This window comes from Gemmatimonadota bacterium, assembly GCA_009841265.1.
In the GTDB taxonomy this organism is placed as follows: domain Bacteria; phylum JAAXHH01; class JAAXHH01; order JAAXHH01; family JAAXHH01; genus JAAXHH01.
Genome location: VXMB01000009.1, coordinates 18,604 through 40,455 on the forward strand (window position 1 = coordinate 18,604; position 21,852 = coordinate 40,455).

The following is a 21,852-nucleotide window of genomic DNA, read 5'->3' on the forward strand; positions in this document are numbered from 1 at the left end:
GGCGATCCGCGTTAGTATCCAGTACAGAGTAACGCATGGTTACGGGAAATCCTATTCCCCAGGGCCAGGATCTTGAACGAACCCATGTTTGAAAATGAAATCGCCCGGTGGCGGACCTACGTGGAACGGCATGGCGCCCTGCCGGCGACCGAGTTGAATGCGCTCGAAGCCCGGCTGAGGGTCCAGGCCGGCGACCTGCTGCGGCTCGGTCTCCCGGCCGAAGAAGCCTTTCAGGTCGCTGTTGGACGTATCAGCCGTGACGACCCGGCGACGCGCGCGTTCGTCCAGGTTCACGCGGTGCAGTTGATGGGCGCTGCACCAGACGAGCCCGCCACGGACGAAACCGGCAAAATCGACGTTACCGACAATATCGACATAGCCCCGCGATTCGCCAGGCCCAGGCTGACGGAATTCATCTTCGTCCTCTGCCTGACCGCCGGCGCGGCGCTGGCGATCAAGGTTCCCGCGCTGTTCGGATACGCATTCGACGACGATGACGTCAACCAGTTCTATGCGCTGAACATAAGTTTCTTCGCGTTTCCCTTCGTGACGGCCTATTTCGCCTGGAAACGCGGCATGGACTTTGCCCGATGGGGCTGGTTGATACCGCCCTTCTTCGTGGCCATGCTGCTGTGTAATGTCTTTCCCTTCGAACCGGGTGGCGATACCGCGATTCTCGCCACGTTGCATGTGCCCATTGCCCTGTGGCTGTTCGTCGGCTTCGCATATGCCGGGGGTGACTGGCGGACGCGCGGGTTGCGCATGGATTTCGTGCGGTTCAGCGGACAGCTCTTCATCCTGTACGTGCTCATCGCCCTGGGCGGCGGCGTGCTCACCGGCATAACGCTGACAGTGTTCAACGCGCTGGGCGTGGACCTGCGATGGGCGGTCGCATCGTGGATCATTCCGTGCGGGGCGATGGGCGCGTTCGTCGTAGTGGCCTGGCTTGTGGATACCGGGCAAGGCGCAATCGAGCAGGTGGCGCCGGTGCTCACGCGGATTTTCACGCCACTGTTCACTTTGATGCTGCTGTCCTTTCTCGCGGTCCTGGTGTGGACCGGAAGAGGGATCGACGTGCAGCGCGAGATGCTGATCGCCTTCGATGCGCTGCTCATCGTCGTCCTGGGTCTCGTGCTGTATTCGGTCTCGGCAAGAGACCCCGTGGCGCCGCCGGGCGTCTTTGACGGCCTGCAGATCGCGCTCGTATCAGCCGCCCTGGTCGTAGACATCCTCGTGCTGGCGTCCATGACGGCGCGCATCAGCGAATTCGGGATCACGCCGAACCGAATGTGGGCCATAGGACTGAACATCATACTGTTCGGCAACCTGGCGTGGACGGCCCGCCTGTACATCGGATTCTTGCGACGGCGGGGGCCGTTCTCTGCCGTGGAACGCTGGCAGACGGACTATCTCCCTGTATTCTCCGTATGGGCGGCCTTCGTCGTGGCCGTTTTTCCGCTGATCTTCGGGTACCGTTGACAGGGCGGCCACACGCGCACCTCGTATCAAGTCTTCGCAACCAGCATTGGAGTTCATGATGGATAACCGGACGGGAAAGCCGGCGGCCGGAACGTTCAAGCCCTATGACCAGGAAACTCATTTGAATGCCCTGTATGAAAACGTCTCCGGGACGTACACCTTCAGGGCGACGGATCCGGAAGGCCTGTCCGCCTGGCAGGCCGCCTTTCGCCCGAAACTGCGGGAAGCCCTCGGCCTGGACAACATGGCTTCGGACCTCTCGGGCTACGTGCCGAAAGCGGAGCGGCTTGAATCTACCGACCTGGGCAGTCATGTCCGGGAACGCTGGTATCTCTGGGTCGAACCGACGGTACCGCTGCCTTTCTACCTCCTGCTCCCTAAAGGCGTGAAGCGTGGGGACACAGGCACAGGCACAGACTCAGGCACAGGTGGGATAGACCGCGACGAGGCGCTCCCCCTGGTCCTTGTGCCCCACGGTCACAATCATCCCCACATCTACGTCGGCATTGCCCGGGACGCGGCGGAAGAGGCGCACATGATGGAGGGCGAGCGAGACATCGCCCGGCAGGCGGCCGCCGAGGAGGGGTACATCGTCATCGCGCCGACCACGCGGGCCTTCGGGGAAACGCGCACCGCGAAAGACATAGAGGCCGATAGAGTACACTCCTGCCGCGACCAACTCGTCCACGACCTGCTGCTCGGGAGAACGCCCATCGGCGAACGCGTGTGGGACACGTCCCGCCTGATCGACTGGGCGGTCGCCAATCTGCCCGTTGACGCCGGCCGCATAGCCATCACGGGCAACTCGGGCGGCGGTACGATATCCCTTTTCGCCTCGGCCTGCGACACCCGGATCGCTCTCTCCATGCCGGGGTGCTATTTCTGCACGTTCGTGGGCAGCATCGGGATGATCCACCACTGTGAATGCAACTACGTGCCCGGTTTGCTGCGGATGGGAGAAATGTACGACGTGGCCGGTTTGATCGCTCCACGCCCCTTCTGTGCCATCGCCGGCCGGCACGACCCCATCTTTCCCATCGACCACGTCCATGAAGCCTTCGACCGGCTCAAGGCAGTCTACGAGGTTGCCGGCGCCGGAGATAAATGCAAGCTGGCCGTCGGAGAAGGCGGGCACCGGTTTTTCAAGACGCCGGCCTGGGATTTCGTGCGCCGGCATTTCGGCGCGCGGTCCTGAACCGGGAAGCTCGAAACCTCACTCGCACCCGGGTCGAATACGCAGCAGGGTAATCCCCCGGTCAGCGTGCCTGCGGGTCGCCGGTCTTGCCAAATGCGCGCGGAAAACGCTTGAAAACGACCAGCCAGATCATATAGTTTCCTCAAACGCAACGACCGATGAATGTCGCAAGAAAGATGCCGTAGAGCATCGAGGAGCGCAGCATGGAAAGCGCCACGGTTCAAATCGATCCCCGGGAAGAGATCGGATTCATGCACGTCGACGAGACGGATTTCGGGTCTTTCACGACGGCCCAGCGTATCCGTCACTTCGAAGTCGAAGGCTACGTGCATCTACCGGACATGCTCGACGCCGATCACATCGCACGGCTGAAGGCCGAGTTGGCCGATGTGCCCATGGAATGCAAGGATTACAGCGACTGCCAGACCTACTGCCTGGAGGCCCAGTGGCGCAGTCCGGCCATGTGCGCCTTGATCGGGCATCCGCCCATGATCGAGTTCCTCGAAGCGCTGATGGGTGCGGATATCGTGTTTACGCGAGGCCTGTTCACACGGACCCTGTCGGGTTCGCCGCCCATTTCCATGCATACGGACGGCCAGCCCTACGGCTCATCCATATTCAGCTACGAGGGCAGTTCGCCCCGTCTGGTTCGCGTGCTCTACTATCTGGACGATCTGCCGCCGGAAAGGGCGCCGTTCCGGGTCGTGCCGCGTTCGCACCTGTCCTTTCACGCCCATGGCAACCCCTACGTACGTTACAAGTCCCATCCCCAGGAGGTGACCCTCTGCGCGAAAGCAGGATCAGCCCTGGTCATTCCCAAGGACGTCTTTCACGGTACCCATCCCAACCGCGACACGGTACCCCGGGAACTGATCCAGTTCGGTTACCGGCCGGCCTGGTCCGGGCCCGTTCAGCCGATGGAGGAGTGGGATCCCGGGGACGTTGCCGCCGCGCCCGCACAGGCCAGACCCTTCCTGCAGAGCCTGAATACGACCGGCCTGGAGTGGCAGCAGCCGCACAAGCCGAAGGGGATGAAAAGCGAAGCGCCGGGGATAAACCCCGACCGCTGGGGAGATTGATCGAAATCAACTCTTGTAGCCCGGCAATACTCGAAAGAAACGGAAGGCGGTCGTCACCGGACAAGGACACTGGGATGAATCGTAGCGTCTACAGCAGTATTAAACGATACACGGTATGGACGATCATGTTGTTGGCCGCAGCGTCTACGGTGCTCACGGCCTCCGCCCAGACCGAATTCCATCTGAAGGCGGGGAAGCTGAGGAATCCCTTCGCACAAAAAAGCGTGCAGTCCCTGGTGCTCAACATACAGCAGGCCTCCCAATGGAAGCTCGGGGACAGTTTCTTCTTCCTTAATTACCTGGTTGACCGGGAAACGGACGGATTCAACGACCGTGATTTCTACGCCGAGTGGTATCCAACGCTCAGTATCGGCAAAATGCAGCAGTCTGATGCCAGCCTGGGACTCATTTCCGACCTGGCGATCATCGCGGGAATCAACATGGGCGGCGACGCGAAATTGTTCAAGTTTCTGCCTGGATTCCGGGCGTCCTGGGATATCCCCGGATTCCTGTTCCTGAACACCGATCTCACGGCCTATATCGACCAGAACTTCGGCGTGGCAAAGGGCGGTGCACCTAAGGAAGGGCACAGTTTCATGTTCGACATCAACTGGGCCGCCCCTTTTGATATCGGCCAGCATTCCTTCGCATTCATGGGTCACGCGGAGTACATCGGAAGCCGGTCCAACGAACTCGGCGGCCGGCACGACGCATCGATTCTCGCACAGCCGCAGTTCGTCTGGGACATCGGCCGGGCCGCAGCCGGCGAACCCAATCAGTTGATGCTCGGATTCGAGTACCAGTATTGGAGAAACAAGTTCGGCACGGACGACGACGAGAACACCATCCAGTTCCTGGTGGTCTGGCGCCTCTAGGCCTGTCCGTCGTGCCGAATCCACAGTCGAATATCTTTCTAAAGAGGCGGGTGCCTCCGGCGACCCATCGGTCACCGGAACGCCCGCCAAGCCTTAGGACTACCTGATGAAAGCCGCCGTAATGGACGCCTTCGGATCACCCCTCGAGGTGCGGGAAGTACCCGATCCAGTGCCGTCGGAGGACGGCGTCGTGATCGAGGTGCGGGCTAACGGGATCTGCCGGAGCGACTGGCACGGATGGATGGGACACGACCCGTCGATCAAGCTGCCTCATGTGCCGGGCCACGAATTCGCCGGCGTGGTCGTCGAAAAGGGCAGCCTGGTGCGCAACTGGCGGGTCGGCGACCGGGTGACCGTGCCCTTCTGCGGTGGATGCGGCACCTGCGAGCAGTGTCTGACCGGCCATCACCACATTTGCGACAACGAGTACCAGCCGGGGTTTACTGGCTGGGGCGCCTTCGCCGGTTACGTGGCCATGCCGTACGCCGACGTGAATCTCGTGGGCCTGCCCGATGACCTGGACTTCGTCGAGGCGGCGAGCCTGGGTTGCCGGTTCATGACGGCGTTCCGAGGCGTGGTGGACCAGGGCCGGGTGACCGGCGGTGATTTCGTGGCCATCCACGGATGCGGCGGGGTCGGGCTGTCGGCGACCATGATTGCGGCGGCCGTGGGAGCCGAGGTGATCGCCGTGGACATCGATGAGACCCGGTTGCAGCTGGCACGGGACTTCGGCGCACGCATGACGGTGAATGCAAAGACGAGTCCAGATGTGGTCAGAGAAATACGGCGGAAGACAGGCGGCGGCGCCCTGGTCTCCATCGACGCCCTCGGGAGCAAAATCACGAGCCGCAATTCCATCCGGTGCCTTCGAAAGAGAGGTCGCCACGTGCAGATCGGCCTGACCCTGGCGGACGAGGCCGACGTCCCGATCCCCATGAACGCGGTCATCGCAAAGGAACTCGAAATCGTGGGCAGCCACGGCATGCCGGCCCACCGGTTTGCCGACCTGCTGCGCATGGTCACCTCCGGCGCGCTGCAGCCCGGTCGCCTGGTCGGCAAGACCGTCGCGCTCGAAGAGGCCGGCGCGGAACTGGAAGCCATGGGACGGTTCAGCCAGACGGGCGTCACGGTCATCGACCGGTTCTGACGGCCATCGACCGGTTCTGACGGTCATCGACCGTTTCTGACGAAAGGAATACGCATGGTCGAGAAGGACATCGTTGCCCTCGAACGGCAGATCTTCGAACTCACCGCTAAGCTGAACGCGTTGCGGCGGGACAATGTTCCTCTGCCGGTGCCGGACTACCGGTTCGACACCCTGTCTGGAGAGGTCTCCCTGCTCGACCTGTTCGCCGGCCGCGACCGCCTGCTGGCCATCCACAACATGGGACAGGGTTGCCGGTACTGTACGCTGTGGGCGGATGGATTCAATGGCATGCTGGCCCATCTCGAGGACGCCATGTCCGTCGTGCTGCTGTCCGGCGATCCCCCCGCCCTGCAGCGTGACTTCGCCAATTCGCGGAACTGGCGCTTTCGCCTCGCTTCCCACGGTGGCGGCGCGTATATCGTGGAACAGACGGTAATGGAGGGCGTAGAGAACATGCCTGGCGCTGTGCTTTACGAACGGCAGGATGACCAGGTGCTGCGAAAGAACAGTTGCGTGTTCGGCCCCGGCGACCTGTACTGCTCCCTCTGGAACCTGCTGGGCCTTGCAGGCCTCGGCGAAGCGGAATGGACCCCACAGTACCGTTACTGGCGCCAGCCCGGGAAGATGGACGACGGCGGCGCGAACCTGCTCGAATAGCGGTTCGCTACATTCCAAAGGTTGGTGCGGTACGCGACAGTCCGGTGGGAGGTACGGTGCGCGACAGTCCGGCCATCAGACTGTTCCACGAAAACTGGTTCCTTCGTGAAGCGCAGTTGCCGGAGATTACCCTGGCGGAAAAGCGCCTCATCGAAGCCGCCATGGGACCGGACCCCGGTCGTTGGGATGGCCAGCCGGACCTGTCGCGGATGACCGCGATCCTTGCCGATAATCCGGCCGTTCTCGATCGCATGGGCGCCCACCTGCTTACCGTCATCGTCGGCATGCGCGGCTGCGGAGGCGCGGTATCGCTTCTGCTTGATCGCGGCGTGCCGTTCAACATCGATACCCGTTCCTATAACGTACTCCACGAAGCGGCCTGGGCGGGGTCGACAGACACGCTCGAAGCCGTTTTCACCTCGGGCGCGGCGGACGCTACTCCGGTGTCTGTCAAAAAGCCCCATACGGGCTGGCCCGCGAACCTCTCCCTCATGTACTGGGCCGCCTGGGGCGGGTTTCCCCAAATCGCCAGGCTCCTGATCGCGTACGGCGCCGGAAGACATCACGAACTGCCGATCAAGGGGAACGGAGAGCGGGGCGTAACGTCCCTGCACGAGGCCGTGGCTCCCGGACTCTGGGGCGACGACGATGCACCCAGGAACCGGGGCAAGCGTGAAGTCGCCCGTATGCTTATTGAGGACGGCGCGGCCTACGACGCATGCGCGGCGGCGGGATTGGACGACGCGGAACAGCTAGATAAACTGGTGGCCGTCGATCCCGGAACCGCCACGGCGGTCCGTGCGTACGGGATGACACCTCTGCATTGGGCGTCGAGGGCGGGTTCGCTGAAGAGTCTGCGGTGGCTGCTGGACCACGGCGCGGAGGTCGATGCGCGGAACGACGCCCATCGCACGTCCATACAGCTTGCGGCCGAATGCGGCCGAGCGGAGGCCGTGAAGCTGCTGGCGGCAGCCGGTGCCGACCTGGACACGCAGGATCGCAAAGGCCGCACTCCGCTCCATCGCGCAACGTACGAAGGACACGCGGAGGCCGCGGAAGCGCTCCTCACCGCGGGTGCGGACACGACCGTACTTAACAGGAACGGCAAAACCGCCTTCGAAATCGCCAGGAAAGGCGCTTCCTATTTCAAGAAACGAACCTGATGTCCGTCTACCCCGAGGTGCAGCCATGAACGTCCTGCTCAGGATGAATCTGATCGAACCCCTCGTCGACGAGATCCGCCGGGTCGACGAGAAAGTACGGGTGATAAGGGTGGATTCGGAGGAGGAGGCGCTGGCCGTCATGCCGGAGATCGAAGTGGTCTGCGGTGAGATCACCCGGGCGCTCTTCGCGCGAAGGAGGAGGCTCGCCTGGATCCAGAGCTGGGGCGCCGGTGTGGACGGACTGCTTTATCCCGAACTGGTGGAGAGCGACGTGGTGCTATGCAGCTCGAAGGGCTTCGTGGGCGTGCACCTGGCCGATCACGGCATGGCACTGCTGCTCGCGCTGACTCGGGGTGTCCACACCGCGATCCGCAATCCGGGCTGGGATCCGCGCTGGCCCATTCGCGACGCCTCATGGGAACTGGTGGACCGGACCATGGGCATCGTGGGACTGGGGGGAACCGGCCGTGAACTGGCCAGGCGGGCGGCCGCTTTCGGCATGCGCGTCGTCGCCGTGGATCCGGAGAAGGTGGAAGTGCCGCCCGAAGTGGAAGCCTGCTGGGGCATGGACCGGTTCCATGCGCTCCTGGAACAGTCGGACGTCGTAGCGGTCTGCGCGCCTTTGACGGCGGAAACGGAAGGGCTGTTCGACCGGGCCGCCTTCGCCCGCATGCCAGACCACGCGCTGTTGATCAACGTCACCAGGGGCAGGATCGTCAATGAAGCGGCCCTCTTGGAAGCGTTGGAAGGCAAACAGATTGGCGGCGCGGGCCTGGACGTGGTGCCGCAGGAGCCGCTGCCCGGCGACCATCCGCTGTGGAAGATGGATAACGTGGTGATCACGCCCCATACCGCCGGGGGATCTCCCAACCGGGACGGCCGGTGCGTGGCCCTGTTCTGCGAAAACCTGCGGCGTTACCTGGATGGACGGCCGCTGGTGAGCGTGATCGACAAGCGCAAGGGGTACTGAATCCGCGACCCGCCGGAGCGCTGCGTCCGGGAACTGGCGTGCCACGTCAGGGTATCAGACCGCCTGCTCAGTGCCGGTGTACCACCCCGTGGTCGTGCGCGGTGTGGTAGTGGTGGGCGAGCAGGTCCGCGCCGAAATCATTCGTCGGGTTGCGCCATACCGTGTGCACGTGGTTGGCGTCGTTCTGCACGTTGTCGTATTCCACCAGGAACCGTCCGCCCTGCAGGCGGTAGTAGTGCGGTTGCCGGGCTTCCAGGCCGCCCGCCCAGGCAAGGTGGACGTCGCCCACGCCGTGCTTCCTCAACAGGTCGGATTCGATCTCGGCGACGGCGTCGGGCATGCGGTGAATGTACTCGCCGATGAGGGTCTCCAGCATCTCTCGCTGTCCGTCGTTCATGCCAGCCCCGGCGAGGCCGCGGGGCGTTTCCGTGTATCGCACCGCATCGTAGGGCACGTCCGTTCGGGCTAGCCGGTCCGGTTTCTCCCTGTTTTCCGTTATAATGCGCTGATTCACCGTGACGATATCACCCGGCGGAACCGTTGCGATCAGCGCGCTGTGCCGTTGTTCCTCGTCCAGGGCGCGCACCAGTTCCCGCGCCAGGTCTTCCACGTTGCCCAGGGGCCGGAGCGAACTGACGCCGTTGAGCTCGGCCGATGCCGGATTCGCCCCGAAGAAGAAGGGCGTGGGCGCGACGATCCTTCCCCCGGCGATGGTATAGTTGATGGAAACGTGGTGCCCCTCGAATTTCCATCCCCAGGGATCCTGGTCCGAAGGCGTGCTGAATAGGGACACGTAGTAGTCGGAAGGATCCCGCCAGTTTCCCGACGACCAGCCCTCACGGGCATCCAGCGTGGCTTCCAGGCCCATAATAGTCGTCGTGGTGGCGTATCCCGTGCTGCTAACCCCAGAGGCGACGAGTTGCATGGCCCGGCGCCGCTGACCCCGGTCCATCTCGCCGAGCGGCAGGCCTTTTCGCGCCAGTGGCACGTAGTCCCAGAAGGTGCGCGCGTCATCGTCTTCGAAGGGAAAGAGCGCTTTCGCCCGCTGATCCGGGGCCAAGACGGCCGTGAAGTCGACGGCCGCTTCTCCCATCCGCTGAACCAGGCCCTGGATGTGTTTGCTGGTCAGTAAACCGTTATGGTCGTCGCTCATTTTGGTCTCCGATCGGAACGTAGACGCATACTGTTGCAATCCGTATTACTTAATGTCCGGAAAGCGCAGGAACCGCTTGGCCGTGCCGCCCATGATCGCCTCGTACTCGTGGGGCTTGATTTCGGGCATGGTCTCTTCGACCAGTTTCGCCAGTTTGTCGTATCCCGGCTCGTCGTAGATCCACGGGAAGTCGGTCGCCCACATGAGGCGGTCCGCGCCGAATGTGCCTAGAAAGTTCCTATGCCACCCCGCCAGATCAGGGTAGGGGTACGGTTCTTTGCTGAAGGCGTAATGGCCTGACAGTTTCATTGTCACGTTTTCGTAGGTGCTAAGCCTGTGCGTGGTATGAAAGGCAGGATTGTACGGCACGATGTCGATCTGCGGCCGTCCCCATTGGTCCGACCGGCCCTTGCCCAGTCCCGGGCAGATGCCCAGGTGGTTGATGACGACGCGCACCTGGGGAAAGGCGTCGACGAGCCAGGCGATCAGGTGGGCGTCCGCCGCCCGCACGTACAGCCAGAGGACGAGGTCCTTTTCCGCCGCGTGCCGCCAGATGGGGTAGGTCGTGAACGTGCGTACGTCTACGGGATCAAAGGGATCCGGGGGGCCGCCGACCATGCCGAGGCGAAAACCCACGATACCCGTTCCGTCCGTCAACCGGTCCATGTGCTCCTCCGGCGCGCCGTAGGCCGACTCGGGAATGAGCCCGATGCCCAGAAAGCGATCGGGATTAGACCTGAGGCAATGGAGCAGGTAGGCGTGTTGCGCCACGCTCGTGCCGCCGATCTGCACCAGCATGGCCTGGTCGATGTCGCTGGCGGCCATGTAGGTCATCAGCTTTTCGACCGTTTCTTCGCGTTCCGGAGGCGTGTTGCCGCCTGCTTCTCTCGGAAACTCGCGGGTCACCTTCGCGAACACGTGACCGTGGGCATCGATACGCGGCATGCGGTTTCCTGCCTATGCCATCCCGAACAGCCGGCGCCGGTCCGGCGTGCTCAGCGATGGGGCGATGTGCGCGTACCGTCCGGGGTTGATTTTTCCGGGCGTACGCTTTTCGTAGGTAAGGATAATCGACTTCCGGGGGGTTTCTGTGCGGTTTTTCATGGCCACGTGCCATCCGTAGGTATTGAACATGACGGCCGTTCCGGCCTTGCCTGGGAACCGCCTGTGGCCCGGCATGGCTTCGAGACTCTTCACGCGGGGGTACGGCCCGGCGCCGGGCCGGTGGCTGCCCGGGACGTAGGCGAATTCTCCGCCGTCGCGCTCGACGTCGTTTACGTAGACCTGCACCTTGATGTGGAGGGGATGGTCCGGGGGGACGTCGGGATGCCATCCCGTGTAACCCATTGGCCAGAGCGGCGCCGTGCGGACCTGCTCGCCAATGAAGATCATGTCGTCATCGGTAAAGGCTTTGACGTACTCGAAGTAGCGCGGCCGGTCGAGGATATCGATGAATACGTCGTCTTTCTCGAGGGTATTCGGGATATCGTAATAGGTCGCCGCGGCTTCGCCACGGGCTATCCTGTCGAGCCAATTCTCCTTGCAGGCGGCAGCCCAGTGGTCGAAGGCCTTTTGGAGTCGATCCAGCATCTCGCCCCGGATCGCGTCCTCGAAGACGAGATACCCTTCTTCCTCCCACTGTTTCCGTTCCGCCGGTGTGGGGCCGGATTCCATGGTCATTCGGGGCTTCTTTCTTCTCGATTCAGATCGTGGTGCGGGTATAGTCGGGAATCAACAGCAACGGCCCAACGCTGTCAAGCGCGACGAATCGAGGTTGTCAAGCGCGACGGTTCGCTGCCGACTTTCGTAACTGCGGTGCCCGCGGGATTTCCTTCTTGCCCAGTTCTTCCTCGTCTGCCTATCTTCAGCGAGCGTGCGACCGCTCTTGAAAGGAGAAACGCTTGAAGATCGAAGCCGTGGAATCCCTCGCGATTCCCGAGTTGAAAGTGATTCGCTTCGGCCGCTTCAGGGATGACCGGGGGTACTTCACCGAATCCTACCGGCTGGGAGACCTTGCCCTCAACTCAGAGACGGAGTTTCTTCGTGATGTCCGTTTTCTACAGATCAATGAGAGTTTCTCCCGCGCCGGCGTGGTCCGAGGCCTCCATTTCCAGTGGAACCCCCACATGGGAAAGCTGGTCCGCGCCGTCAGGGGTCGCATCGTGGACCTGGCGCTGGATATCCGGCTGGGTTCGCCCACCCTGGGCAGTATCGTTGCACGCGATATTTCGGAGGATCCCGACGCCGACCACGGCGAGTGGATCTGGGTACCGCCGGGATTCGCCCACGGCTTCTTCTGCCCGACCGACTGCATCCTGGAGTACCTGTGCAGCGGAGAGTACAGCCCCGGCAACGAGGCCGGCATCTCGCCCCTGGCACCCGACCTGGATTGGTCGCTTTGCGATCGCGCGTTGAAGCGTGCCTTTGACGAGATCGTCGTGGGTGAAGCCATCCTGTCCGAGAAGGACCGGGACGCGTTCTCCATGAGCGACTGGCTGGCGGATGAACGGTCCGCGAACTTTACATACTGAACGCACAGCAATGTCGTCGTACAGCAGCAATGCCACGACGCAATACATGCTTCAATGAATGGGAGAACCTCTATGACATCGGATCAACCGTCACTCTGGTCGGACATCCGCGGACTCGTCTTCTTCGGCTGGATCGTCGCGGCGACGCGCCTGCTGCTGGATTTCGTCGCGCCCGATCAGTCCATGTTCATCGGCGTCTACTTCCTGATGCCCCTGGCCTACCTGTACTACGGGTTAAAAGGCAGGTGGGACCATTTGGCCTGGAGGCGGGTGGCGGGATCGCTCATCGTGGTGGTGTTCCTGGTCTGGTTCATTCCGAACCTGATTTCGTACAGTACCGCGTTTTTCGTCGGGCTGGAGCACGGCCGGTTCTCGCCGGAGAACTCCGGGAGAGTACTCGACTATAAGGGTCCGGTCATGACGATTTTGAACGGCGGTATGGTTGCGGGGGGCACATTCCTCGCCGGTTCGGTATGGAGCGTCTCGCTGGGAACGCTGTTCATCTGGCTGCCGGGAGCGATGCGAAGGCGGCAGGCTCGAGTCTGACGCGACCCTAAAACCCGATGCCCCGCAGGTACTCCAGCGTCCGCTTCGCGATCGGGAAAGGTTTGTCGAAAGGGGCAGGATACATGTCCTGTTCCACGATGGCGTAACCATCGTAGTCGATCCGCTTCAGCAGCCCAAGCAAAGCCGGAAAATCGACCAGGCCCGCGGAGGGCTCGCAGAACATGTCCTTGGCCACCGCGTCGGCAAAGGGGATGTTTTCGGCTTCCACCTTCCGTTGCTTCACCGGATCCACGCTCTTGAGATGGAGATAGGGGATCCGGTCGCGATGTTTTTCGAGGAAGGCCACCGGATCTCCGCCGCGGTAGGCGTGGTGGCCCACGTCGAAACACAGCGACACCCGCCCGGAGTCGGTGTCTTCCAGGAAACGCTCGATCTGTTCCTCGTACTCGACGTGGGTCTCCGCGTGCGGGTGGAACACGAGATGGAGTCCAAATGCGTTGCGGGCGAGATCGGCCACGCGGTGGGTCGTATCGACCAGGCGCCGCCAGTTTTCGTCGTCCAGTGTCCGGGGCTCGATCATTTCGCCGGTGAACAGGTCGGAGTAGGTCCCGTCGATCAGGACGAGGAAGCCGGCCCCGGTGGCGGCCAGCAGTTCTCCCGCGCCCAACACCTGCTGCTCCAGATCGGGCCAACGGGCCGGATCCTCGAGGTTCCCCATGGCGAAGGCGCTGGTCACCTTCAGGTTCCGCGCCGCCAGTTCCCGCTGCAGCCGGTCGATCTCCGTGGGCAGATAACCATAGGGCCCCAGTTCGATCCACGTGTAGCCGGCTTCGGCCACCTCGTCCATGAACCGCTGCCACGGGGTCTGCCGTGGGTCGTCGGGAAACCAGACGCCCCAGGAATCCGGCGCGCTGCCAATGCGGATGTTCACGGCGTCCTCCCCTAGTAGTGAAACCGCTGGCTCGTGCGCCGTTCGGCCTCGTATCCCTCGCGCAGCTTCCGCGTCATGGGATCGTTGGTCGCCTCGGCGGACGCGATGTCCCACCACACGTCGGACGGCGGCAGGTAGCGGTGTTTCTCGGTCTCGCACACGATCACGCAGGCCCGCGTCTCCGAACGGGCTTCCCTGAGCGCCTTCCGCAGCTCGTCCGGTGACTTCACGTGCCATGCCCGTGCGCCGAAACTTCTGGCGTTGGCCGCGAAATCGATCTCCAGGTACTCCCCTTCGAGGCGGTCCGAACCGGCGTCCCGTCCGCGGAACTCGTTGCCGAACGACCGGCCCGCCCGGGCCATCTGCAGGGCCCGGATGATCTGGTAACCGTGGTTCTCCGAGATGACGACGGTCACTTTGAGGCCCTCCTGCATGGCGGTCATGAGTTCGGTGGGATTCATCAGGTAGGTCCCGTCGCCGATGTAGACGTAGATTTCGTCGTGTTTCCCGGCCATGCGGGTGCCCAGTCCGGCCGGCAGTTCCCATCCCATGCACGAAAAACCGAATTCCAGGTAGCAGGCCGCGCCGCCCGTCACGTCCCAGAGCCGGTGCAGGTCGCCCGGCGGGCTGCCGGCGGCGGCGATGACGCAGTCGCCTTCCCGGGCTTCGCCGTTCAGGGTCTGGATGAGCCGGGCCTGGCTCATGGCCTCGCCGGGATGGTCGACATATACTTTTTCATTCAGCGACTTTTGGTAGGCCTCCATGTGGAGGCCGATTTCCGCTTTGTACGTGTCGTCGGGCCGGATGCCGGCCTCCCGTGCGGCTTCGGCCAGGGCGGTCAGCGCTTCCCGGGCGTCGGCCGTGACCGGCAGGGCACCCTGCTTGTAGGCGTCGTGTCCGGCCACGTTGATGCCGATGAACCGGACGTCGGGATTCGTAAAGGCCGACTGCGAGCCCGTGGAGAAATCGGTCAGTCGCGTTCCCACGGCGATGACCAGGTCGGCCTCGGCAGCGATTCTGGCGCCCGCCGGCGTGCCGGTCACGCCGAACCCTCCGATCGCCCAATCCGAGGATTCGCGCATGGCGCCCTTGCCGCCGAAGGTCTCTCCCACGGGTATGCCGCAGGTCTCGGCGAAGGCCGCGAGGGCGTCCCAGGCTTCCGAATAGTGGACGCCGCCGCCCGCGATGATCATCGGCCGCTTCGCCCCTTTCAGCAGTTCGACCGCCTCCGCGACACGCGCCTTCGTCGGCGGCCTGCGCTCCACGCGCCAGACCCGCTTATTGAAGAAGTGGGCCGGGTAGTCGTAGGCGTGGGTCTGCACGTCCTGGGGCAGCGAGATCGTCACCGCGCCCGTATCCGCCGGGTCGGTGAGCACGCGCATGGCTTCCGGCAAGGCGGTAAGCAGTTGTTCGGGCCGGTTGATCCGGTCGAAGAACCGGCTGACCGGGCGGAAGCAGTCGTTGACGCTGACCTCGGCGGACACCGGGTGCTCGAGTTCCTGCAGCACCGGGCCCTGGTACCGGGTGGCGTAGTAGTCGGACGGCAGCAGGAGCACGGGAAGACGGTTGATCGTGGCCGTGGCCGCGCCGGACAGCATGTTGGTCGATCCCGGACCGATAGATGCCGTGCACGCGATGGTGGCCATGCGGTGGTTCACCTTGGCGTAACCCGAGGCCGTGTGCACCATGGACTGCTCGTTGCAGGGCTGGTGGTAGGTCAGGTCCTGTCCGTACTCGAAAAGCGCCTGGCCCAGCCCGGCCACGTTCCCATGGCCGAATATGCCGAATATGGCGGGGATGAAACGACGCTCCACGCCGTCGCGCTCGCTGTACTGCACGGACAGGTACTTGACCACCGCCTGCGCCGTGGTCAGGCGGACCTTATCGTGGGGATATGCCATGATCTGCTCCTTCGTTTAGATACCTGATTCCGATCGATTCGGACGGTGCCGGCCGCGATCGATTAGTCGATAGCCTTCGCCGGGTAACTCAGCCGATTTCCTGCACCGTTTCCCAGCGGTCGGACAACCAGGAGCGCTCCACCGCGGCCAGCACCTCGGCCACGGCCCGCGCTTCATTGAAGCCGGGCTCGCCCTGCCTGCCAGTTGCAATGGACTGCAGGAATTGAAAGGTCTCGATCGCCTTGAGATCGTCGTATCCGAGTCCCACGGCCGGGCCGGGGTTGAAGTGGACATGCCCGGGATAGGCCGGCCCGCTCTGCAGGGTAACGAACCCGTCGTGCGGTCCGTCGACCGTGTACAACTGCAATTCGTTCATGCGTTCGAAGTCCCACCGGACCGCGCCATGCGTGCCGTGGATCTCGAAGGCCATCTGGCATTTCGTCCCCTGGATCACGCGGCAGACTTCGAAGGTCCCCCGGGCGCCGTTCCCGAATTCCACCAGCGCTCCGGCGTAATCTTCATTCGTCACGGGTTCGCGTTGCCCGCCGGTCCCGAAGGAAAAGTGAGTTCCTTCGCCGGCCGGCGCGACGGGCCGGTCTTCGATGATCAGCGCCTTCTGTCCGACCACGCGCCTGATGGGTCCCGCGAGCAGGTGGGCCATGTCGGTTACATGGGACATGAGGTCGCCAAGGGCTCCGCTTCCGGCATCCTCTCTTCGGAAGCGCCACGAGAGCACGCCGTCGGGGTGACTCGCGTAGCCCGCGAAAAAGCGGCCGCGATAGTGGGTTATATCGCCCAGCACGCCGTCGGCAACGAGACTGCGCGTATGCTGCACCAGCGGCGCCCAGTGGTAGTTGTAACCCACCCAGGTCAGCACGCCGGCTTCGGCGGCCGTCCGGGCAATTTCGGCCGTTTCCGCGGGAGAGCGGCCCACGGGTTTCTCGCAGAAGATATGCTTGCCCGCCTTCGCCGCGGCCCGGACCATGTCCAGGTGGAGACGGTTTGGCGCGGTGATGTTGACCACGGACACATCGGGATCGTCCATGACTTTGCGCCAGTCCGTCGTGGTCCTGGTAAATCCCAGCATGTTCCGGGCTTGCTCGCACCGGTTCGCCACGTCGTCCGCGCAGACCACTAGTTCCGGAATCAGCCCGCTTTCGGGGAAGCGCTGTCGGACCTGGTGGTAGGCCCGGCCGTGGACCATGCCCATCCAGCCCATACCGATGATGCCGATGCCGATCGGCGAGGCCATTTCATCCGCTCCGTTTCATTGATCGCACCGTTCGCCGGGGTCCGCCGCTCCGCCGCTCGATCGCGTGGTCATCCGCATAATCGCCAGCTCAGCCGGGTTATCGCCGGGGTCCGCCGCTCGATCGTCCGGGTCAACCCAGGGCGTCGATCAACTGATTGACACCGAGATACAGGAAGAGAACCAGCGCGAGGACGAGGAGCACGTTCAGCAGCCACCCCGTCTTCAGGTTTCCGACCCATTCACGTTTCGAGTTCATGTACAGCAGGGTGCCGGCCAGGAACGGCATGAAGAAGGCGCCGACCACCGTGTAGATGATGACGATGGAAACCGGCCGGTCGAAAAGCAGCAGGACCATGGTCGGAAAGGTCAGGAACAGCAGGAACCCGCGGTAGTACCGGGAATCGGTCCGGACCATAGCCTCTCGGGCCTCGCTGGACGCCCTTTTGAACATCGCCATGAAATCGGCGAACAGGTAGGGGATGCCTTGCCAGACCCCCAGCACCGAGGTGATGACCGCGGCCCAGAAACCCAGGTAGAGGGACCACCGCCCGAACGGCCCCAGTGCCGTTTCAAGCCGGTCCGCCATGCCCAGTACGATATCGATGCCCACGGCCTCAGGACGTATCTGTGCGCCGAGAATCATGACGGCAATGCCGAAGAACCCCGTCAGGAGATAGGCGCCGCCGAGATCGATCCGTATACCTTTGAGCCACTCGCCACCTTCGCGACCGGCTTCCCGGATCCAGTACCCATAGCACATGACCGACAGACTGCCGCCCACGCCGCCCAGGACGCTCAGGACGGCGACCACCGAACCCGACGGTGCAGTCGGCAGGGCGATGCCGCGCAGGATGTCGCCGAAGTCGGGGCGGAGCGCCCAGGCGCTTATCAGGAAGCTCACGAACATCAGGCCGACGAGCACCTTCATGACGGTCAGGAAGAACCCGAAACGGCCCGCCCAAACCATGACGCACGCGGCCAGGGCGTGTATAATTCCCCATTGCGCGACCGAGAGCCCTGGAAATACCGTGTGGCCGGCTATGCCGGAGGCCGAAAGCAGCCCGCCGCCGACCAAAAAGGACCAGATGAGGAGATAGAGCAGGAAGAAATACTGTACGGGCCTGCCGAGGCGCTCCACCCAGCCTTCCAGGAGCGTGGTGCCCGTCGCGAGCTGCCAGCGTCCGACCCCTTCGTTCAGGGCGAACTTGAGGACGGCGCCCCAGACGAGGGCCCACAGCAGCACCGTGCCGAAATTCGCGCCGGCATTGGTGGCCGAAATCATGTCCCCGGCGCCAACGCCCGTGGCCGCGACGGCGATCCCCGGTCCCATGAGGGCGAGCATCTGGAAGAAGTTCAGTTTCAAATCTCGTCCCGCATCATTTCGTCCAGGTACCGCTTGCCGGACAGGATCGCGTTGAAGGGATCGGCGCCCGTGGCCAGCTCGATGCTGATGTACCCGTCGAAGCCGCCGTCACGCATGATCCGAAGCGCCCGGCGGTAGTCGATCATGCCCTCGCCCAGGGGCGCGTTGATGTGCTGGGCGCGGTCTTCTTCCTGGAAGTAGATCCGCTGGATATTCTTGACGTGCCAGAAGTTGGTGTGGGTCGCGAGCATGCGGCACACGTCGTCCCAGCCACCCTCGGGCGTCGCGTAGGCGAAGTAGAAGTTGCCGAGGTCGGGATTCGCCTTGATCAGGGGATGGCCGACCCGGTCGATCAGCCGCAGCATGCCCTCCGGGGTGTCCACGATGCTGTTCTGGTGAAGTTCCAGGGTCAGTTCGGTACCCTCCGGTTCGGCTTCCCGCGCCAGCGACCGTAGCACGCCGGCGGCTTCATCGTAGTCCTCGTCCCGCGCCCGCATGCTGCTGCCCACCGGGTCGGACTGTCCACGGAGATCCTGTTCGCGCACGCCCACTTCCCAGGGTTGCGGCGAGATGGACATGTTGACCAGCGGCGCGCCCGCGAGCTGGGCCGCTTTCACCGCACGGGACAGCAACCCCCGGTTCGTCGCCCGGACCTCCTCGGGCGCCGGCCAGGTGATGATCTTCCGCAGAACGGTCAGCCCGCCGATTTCGAGTCCGTGACCCCGCGCCTCCTCGCCCAGCTCGACGAGCACTTCGTCCGGCGCGTCGTAGAAATTGAACCAGGTCTCGCCCAGGTCGATCCCGTTGAATCCGTGGCGGACGAGCCAGTCCCACACCGGCTTGCGCTCTTCGGCCAGGGGATAGCCCCGTTCCGCGGCTTCTGGTGAACGATAGCCGCTCAGCGTGAGGGTACAGAAGACGATCTTCATGATGGGTTGGCCCGCAGGTAGGCGTGTACGATGTCGCGGCAAAGGGCGTGGTCCTGCCGCGCGCCGTATCCGTCGGTGATGGGTGGTTTACCGTTCACGACGCAATCGTGGAAGTGGATCAGCTCCAGCTTGAACGCGTTCTGCTTGTTGACGACGAGTTCCTTTTTCCAGGGCTGTTCGCCGTCCATGCCCTGCACCGTGACCGGCGACGGCAGTCCCCGGTCGAACCCCGTGGGAAAACGGATACCCACGCGCCGTCCCGCGCCGAAGACTTCCAGGGTCTCCCGGAAATCGTGCAGTTCGGGCAGGCTGGTCCACGTCGCCACGCACCGCGCGTCGTTCTCGTAGGCCAGCACCGTCGTCACGCTCGATCCGCCCCGCCAGATTTCGGCGCTGACCACCCGGTCCGGCGGACCGAAGAGGCCACGCAGGCTGCTGATGTCGTGGATCATGCTGCCGGAGAGCGAGAAGAAGATCCTTCGTGCGGCCTCCGGCACGTCGCCGATGGCGTCCCGGACGGCGCGCTCTCGGAGGGCGCCTGTGCGCTCGATTACCTCGCCCGGTATGTCGTCGAAGGCGTACAACGTGTATTCACTCAAGTGGCGGTCGTTACCGCAGTGGAGGTGGTTGGCCTGAATGAAGCGGATATCGGGCATGGCAAGTACTTCGTCCCGGGCGAAACGGTACCCCGGATCGTGCTGCTTCATGTACCCCACCATCAGCGTCTTGCCCGAAGCTTCGGCGGCCCCGATGATCCGGTCCGCTTCCCGCACCGAGTAGCACATGGGCTTTTCGATGAACACGTGCTTGCCCGCGTCCAGCGCAGCGACGGCTGCGTCGGTCTTGGGGTCGGCGAAACACAGCAGTACGGCGTCCAGGTCCAGCGCCAGGAGGTCCTCGTACCGCGAGACACGGCTGCGCTCGGGCACATGGTAGAGTTCGCCGATGAAGTCAACGAGTTTCGCGGACGCGTCGCAGAGCCCGGCCAGTTCGTAGCGGTCCCGAAGTTCGGCGATATGGGGCAGGTGCTGGATCTGGGCGATCGCGCCGCAGCCGACCACGCCGATCCTGATGCGATCCATGGATATGCCTTTCCGGCAGTCGATATCCTGGAATCGATGTCTTGGAATCGATGTCCTGGAATCGATGCAACAGATGGGGAAGTCGAAGAAGAGAATACGCCCGGAGGGATTCGAACCCCCGACCTACTGATCCGAAGTCAGTTGCTCTATCCAGCTGAGCTACAGACGCACGGGGAACCCACTGAGGCCAGCATCCGATATACGCACAGAACGGATTGATGTCAACGAAATCAATCGTCCATTCACCGGCCAATACTGCGAACGAGGATCAGGCGGAGGAGGGCGAACCGTTGATCGATGCCATAGCGGCAAGGACTCGGGAGACCGGCAGGTCCGCAGACGCCTGCGTTGACGTCAAGCCGGTTCGGGGCCTGGTGGTCGGTCTCTCCCGTATCCACGTACAGACCTTCGAATCGGATGTTCCAGGCGCCGGCCACCGGCATATCGATTCCTGTGCCCACGACCCACCCGACGCGCGTCAACTGATCGTCGAATGAATCGTCGTGGTCCACCTGCATCTGGCCGTCCGTTCCCGGGTCGAGATCGATGAACGAATTCGATATGCCGACAACCGACACACCGCCATCGAGGAACACGCCTGCTCGGCCGAGTGATTTCCGAACGCCAATGCGCGCCGTCCCGACCCAACGCAATTCCGACGTGGCCGTTTCGTCCATTCCGACGGGATCCATCTGCCGCGAAGCCGACGGAAGCCCGACGACGGCGCCATCCACTTCGAACCGGATCGGCACGCGTCCCAGGTGAAAGTGCCGGCCTGCCACGACACCGGTCGGGAATCCAGTGTCGTCGTACTCGAAAATCTCTCCGGGGACGCCTTGAGATCCCGTAAAACCGTCGATGTCGGTCGAACGAACGTCCATTACACCAGCACCCGAGAATGCGCCGACGTAGAAACCGGTCTTGCTTTCCTGGGCTTGCGTGGTTCCTACGGCGGTGATTAAGAATGCGAGTGCCGTCGCAAGCAAACGCCAGGCGCCCCGAACCGTGGCTGGGACGGAAGACGCGGAACGTCTGGCTGGCCGGATAGACGCGGATTGGGTGGCTGGCATACCATCCGTCATCTTCAAATTTCGTAACAAACCTCGTAACAATCCCATGCTTCTAGTACTCCTGGTTATTGATTCCTTTGTGAAAATCCAAATGGATCGATTTTACGCTTTCGAGGACTATTTAACAACTAATACGTACAAACTGGGGTTTCTTCGAAACTTTTTAACATAGGGGCTTGACAAACATCCGAATGTGTACTATATATGACATATGACACATTTTGGTAAACACATCCGTTCCCGCCGCGAAGCCCTGCGGAAGCAAGAAAGGCGATTCTCCCTGCGCCAGGTGGCGCAGCGCATCGAGGTCGAACCGGCCTACCTGAGCAAGATCGAACGCGGCGATGTGGCGCCGCCCTCCGAGGCCACGACGCTCAAGCTGGCACGGGATTTGGGGGAGGACCCGGACGTGCTGTTGGCCCTGGCGGGCAAGGTGTCGAGCGATCTGCAGGAGATCATCCGCAAACGGCCGAAGTTATTCGCGGACTTGATCCGGAAGATGAAGGAGGCGCCCGATCACGCCATCCTCAAGATAGTTCGCGAAGTGCGGGACGGTGAATGGTAACAA

General features: G+C 63.0%; 21 protein-coding genes and 1 tRNA gene. 11 read left to right on the plus strand and 11 right to left on the minus strand.

The genetic code is table 11. The features are described from left to right. Nucleotides 1–84: 84 nt before the first annotated feature. The 8 genes from F4X08_05100 to F4X08_05135 all read left to right on the plus strand — a co-directional run bounded on the left by F4X08_05100 (nucleotide 85) and on the right by F4X08_05135 (nucleotide 8,565). Nucleotides 85–1,479: a hypothetical protein gene (locus F4X08_05100; protein MYD25171.1), complete on the plus strand. Its 1,395-nt coding sequence runs from the start codon at nucleotides 85–87 to the stop codon at nucleotides 1,477–1,479. Nucleotides 1,480–1,537: 58 nt separating this feature from the next. Further along, nucleotides 1,538–2,674, plus strand: coding sequence for a hypothetical protein (locus F4X08_05105; protein ID MYD25172.1), 1,137 nt, complete (start codon nucleotides 1,538–1,540; stop codon nucleotides 2,672–2,674). A gap of 203 nt (nucleotides 2,675–2,877) precedes the next feature. Beyond that, nucleotides 2,878–3,753: a phytanoyl-CoA dioxygenase family protein gene (locus F4X08_05110; GenBank protein ID MYD25173.1), complete on the plus strand. Its 876-nt coding sequence runs from the start codon at nucleotides 2,878–2,880 to the stop codon at nucleotides 3,751–3,753. 74 nt (nucleotides 3,754–3,827) lie between these two features. Beyond that, a complete protein-coding gene (locus F4X08_05115; GenBank protein ID MYD25174.1) occupies nucleotides 3,828–4,628 on the plus strand; it encodes a nucleoside-binding protein in 801 nt (266 codons plus the stop codon). 106 nt (nucleotides 4,629–4,734) lie between these two features. Beyond that, entirely contained in the window at nucleotides 4,735–5,775 is a 1,041-nt protein-coding gene (locus F4X08_05120) for a zinc-dependent alcohol dehydrogenase family protein (GenBank protein MYD25175.1), read from the plus strand. A gap of 54 nt (nucleotides 5,776–5,829) precedes the next feature. Further along, a complete protein-coding gene (locus F4X08_05125; protein ID MYD25176.1) occupies nucleotides 5,830–6,432 on the plus strand; it encodes a DUF899 domain-containing protein in 603 nt (200 codons plus the stop codon). Then, complete coding sequence (locus F4X08_05130; GenBank protein ID MYD25177.1) at nucleotides 6,360–7,595, plus strand: ankyrin repeat domain-containing protein; 1,236 nt, start codon at nucleotides 6,360–6,362, stop codon at nucleotides 7,593–7,595. The genes F4X08_05125 and F4X08_05130 overlap by 73 nt, the downstream gene beginning before the upstream one ends. A 25-nt stretch (nucleotides 7,596–7,620) precedes the next feature. Then, on the plus strand, nucleotides 7,621–8,565 hold the full coding sequence (locus F4X08_05135; protein MYD25178.1) for a D-2-hydroxyacid dehydrogenase: 945 nt from the start codon (nucleotides 7,621–7,623) through the stop codon (nucleotides 8,563–8,565). Between the two features lie 67 nt (nucleotides 8,566–8,632). Here the strand turns inward: F4X08_05135 and F4X08_05140 are convergent, their stop codons facing one another. From F4X08_05140 to F4X08_05150, 3 genes are read right to left on the minus strand one after another with little or no spacing between them, the layout of a single operon-like run. Further along, nucleotides 8,633–9,718: a DUF3500 domain-containing protein gene (locus tag F4X08_05140; protein MYD25179.1), complete on the minus strand. Its 1,086-nt coding sequence runs from the start codon at nucleotides 9,716–9,718 to the stop codon at nucleotides 8,633–8,635. A 45-nt stretch (nucleotides 9,719–9,763) separates the two neighbouring features. Further along, nucleotides 9,764–10,663, minus strand: a complete 900-nt coding sequence (locus F4X08_05145) for an amidohydrolase (protein ID MYD25180.1) — start codon at nucleotides 10,661–10,663, stop codon at nucleotides 9,764–9,766. 12 nt (nucleotides 10,664–10,675) lie between these two features. Then, nucleotides 10,676–11,398, minus strand: a complete 723-nt coding sequence (locus tag F4X08_05150; protein MYD25181.1) for a phytanoyl-CoA dioxygenase family protein — start codon at nucleotides 11,396–11,398, stop codon at nucleotides 10,676–10,678. Between the two features lie 227 nt (nucleotides 11,399–11,625). Between F4X08_05150 and F4X08_05155 the strand changes: the two genes are divergently transcribed. After that, the gene (locus F4X08_05155) at nucleotides 11,626–12,249 is read left to right on the plus strand and encodes a dTDP-4-keto-6-deoxy-D-glucose epimerase (GenBank protein MYD25182.1); all 624 of its coding nucleotides are present in this window, start codon (nucleotides 11,626–11,628) and stop codon (nucleotides 12,247–12,249) included. Between the two features lie 72 nt (nucleotides 12,250–12,321). After that, entirely contained in the window at nucleotides 12,322–12,795 is a 474-nt protein-coding gene (locus tag F4X08_05160; GenBank protein MYD25183.1) for a hypothetical protein, read from the plus strand. A 7-nt stretch (nucleotides 12,796–12,802) separates the two neighbouring features. On the opposite strand, the gene F4X08_05165 is transcribed toward F4X08_05160, so the two are convergent. The 8 genes from F4X08_05165 to F4X08_05200 form a co-directional block, all read right to left on the minus strand. After that, entirely contained in the window at nucleotides 12,803–13,603 is an 801-nt protein-coding gene (locus tag F4X08_05165; GenBank protein MYD25184.1) for a TIM barrel protein, read from the minus strand. Nucleotides 13,604–13,698: 95 nt separating this feature from the next. Beyond that, nucleotides 13,699–15,588, minus strand: coding sequence for a 3D-(3,5/4)-trihydroxycyclohexane-1,2-dione acylhydrolase (decyclizing) (gene iolD / locus F4X08_05170; protein ID MYD25185.1), 1,890 nt, complete (start codon nucleotides 15,586–15,588; stop codon nucleotides 13,699–13,701). 88 nt (nucleotides 15,589–15,676) lie between these two features. Next, complete coding sequence (locus F4X08_05175) at nucleotides 15,677–16,840, minus strand: Gfo/Idh/MocA family oxidoreductase (GenBank protein MYD25186.1); 1,164 nt, start codon at nucleotides 16,838–16,840, stop codon at nucleotides 15,677–15,679. Nucleotides 16,841–16,970: 130 nt separating this feature from the next. Continuing rightward, nucleotides 16,971–18,203 (minus strand): divalent metal cation transporter, encoded by a 1,233-nt coding sequence (locus F4X08_05180; protein ID MYD25187.1) that lies wholly within the window; start codon nucleotides 18,201–18,203, stop codon nucleotides 16,971–16,973. Next, nucleotides 18,200–19,132, minus strand: a complete 933-nt coding sequence (locus F4X08_05185; protein ID MYD25188.1) for a sugar phosphate isomerase/epimerase — start codon at nucleotides 19,130–19,132, stop codon at nucleotides 18,200–18,202. Before F4X08_05185 ends, F4X08_05180 begins: the two co-directional genes overlap by 4 nt. Continuing rightward, entirely contained in the window at nucleotides 19,129–20,214 is a 1,086-nt protein-coding gene (locus tag F4X08_05190) for a Gfo/Idh/MocA family oxidoreductase (protein ID MYD25189.1), read from the minus strand. The genes F4X08_05185 and F4X08_05190 overlap by 4 nt, the downstream gene beginning before the upstream one ends. 95 nt (nucleotides 20,215–20,309) lie before the next feature. Continuing rightward, nucleotides 20,310–20,383 (minus strand) — tRNA-Arg (locus tag F4X08_05195). A 73-nt stretch (nucleotides 20,384–20,456) separates the two neighbouring features. After that, the gene (locus F4X08_05200; protein ID MYD25190.1) at nucleotides 20,457–21,332 is read right to left on the minus strand and encodes an outer membrane beta-barrel protein; all 876 of its coding nucleotides are present in this window, start codon (nucleotides 21,330–21,332) and stop codon (nucleotides 20,457–20,459) included. Nucleotides 21,333–21,495: 163 nt separating this feature from the next. Between F4X08_05200 and F4X08_05205 the strand changes: the two genes are divergently transcribed. Continuing rightward, a complete protein-coding gene (locus F4X08_05205; GenBank protein ID MYD25191.1) occupies nucleotides 21,496–21,849 on the plus strand; it encodes a helix-turn-helix domain-containing protein in 354 nt (117 codons plus the stop codon). The last annotated feature ends 3 nt before the right edge of the window (nucleotides 21,850–21,852 follow it).

What these genes read in the sequence shown, in the direction of transcription:
- F4X08_05185 (MYD25188.1), bottom strand. Translation starts at nt 19,132, where the DNA reads ATGAAGATCGTCTTCTGTACCCTCACGCTGAGCGGCTATCGTTCACCA.
- F4X08_05100 (MYD25171.1), top strand. Translation starts at nt 85, where the DNA reads ATGTTTGAAAATGAAATCGCCCGGTGGCGGACCTACGTGGAACGGCAT.
- F4X08_05110 (MYD25173.1), top strand. Translation starts at nt 2,878, where the DNA reads ATGGAAAGCGCCACGGTTCAAATCGATCCCCGGGAAGAGATCGGATTC.
- F4X08_05140 (MYD25179.1), bottom strand. Translation starts at nt 9,718, where the DNA reads ATGAGCGACGACCATAACGGTTTACTGACCAGCAAACACATCCAGGGC.
- F4X08_05135 (MYD25178.1), top strand. Translation starts at nt 7,621, where the DNA reads ATGAACGTCCTGCTCAGGATGAATCTGATCGAACCCCTCGTCGACGAG.
- F4X08_05150 (MYD25181.1), bottom strand. Translation starts at nt 11,398, where the DNA reads ATGACCATGGAATCCGGCCCCACACCGGCGGAACGGAAACAGTGGGAG.
- F4X08_05200 (MYD25190.1), bottom strand. Translation starts at nt 21,332, where the DNA reads ATGGGATTGTTACGAGGTTTGTTACGAAATTTGAAGATGACGGATGGT.
- F4X08_05145 (MYD25180.1), bottom strand. Translation starts at nt 10,663, where the DNA reads ATGCCGCGTATCGATGCCCACGGTCACGTGTTCGCGAAGGTGACCCGC.
- F4X08_05160 (MYD25183.1), top strand. Translation starts at nt 12,322, where the DNA reads ATGACATCGGATCAACCGTCACTCTGGTCGGACATCCGCGGACTCGTC.
- F4X08_05130 (MYD25177.1), top strand. Translation starts at nt 6,360, where the DNA reads ATGGACCCCACAGTACCGTTACTGGCGCCAGCCCGGGAAGATGGACGA.
- F4X08_05190 (MYD25189.1), bottom strand. Translation starts at nt 20,214, where the DNA reads ATGGATCGCATCAGGATCGGCGTGGTCGGCTGCGGCGCGATCGCCCAG.
- F4X08_05115 (MYD25174.1), top strand. Translation starts at nt 3,828, where the DNA reads ATGAATCGTAGCGTCTACAGCAGTATTAAACGATACACGGTATGGACG.
- iolD (MYD25185.1), bottom strand. Translation starts at nt 15,588, where the DNA reads ATGGCATATCCCCACGATAAGGTCCGCCTGACCACGGCGCAGGCGGTG.
- F4X08_05125 (MYD25176.1), top strand. Translation starts at nt 5,830, where the DNA reads ATGGTCGAGAAGGACATCGTTGCCCTCGAACGGCAGATCTTCGAACTC.
- F4X08_05165 (MYD25184.1), bottom strand. Translation starts at nt 13,603, where the DNA reads ATGGACGAGGTGGCCGAAGCCGGCTACACGTGGATCGAACTGGGGCCC.
- F4X08_05120 (MYD25175.1), top strand. Translation starts at nt 4,735, where the DNA reads ATGAAAGCCGCCGTAATGGACGCCTTCGGATCACCCCTCGAGGTGCGG.
- F4X08_05175 (MYD25186.1), bottom strand. Translation starts at nt 16,840, where the DNA reads ATGGCCTCGCCGATCGGCATCGGCATCATCGGTATGGGCTGGATGGGC.
- F4X08_05105 (MYD25172.1), top strand. Translation starts at nt 1,538, where the DNA reads ATGGATAACCGGACGGGAAAGCCGGCGGCCGGAACGTTCAAGCCCTAT.
- F4X08_05205 (MYD25191.1), top strand. Translation starts at nt 21,496, where the DNA reads ATGACACATTTTGGTAAACACATCCGTTCCCGCCGCGAAGCCCTGCGG.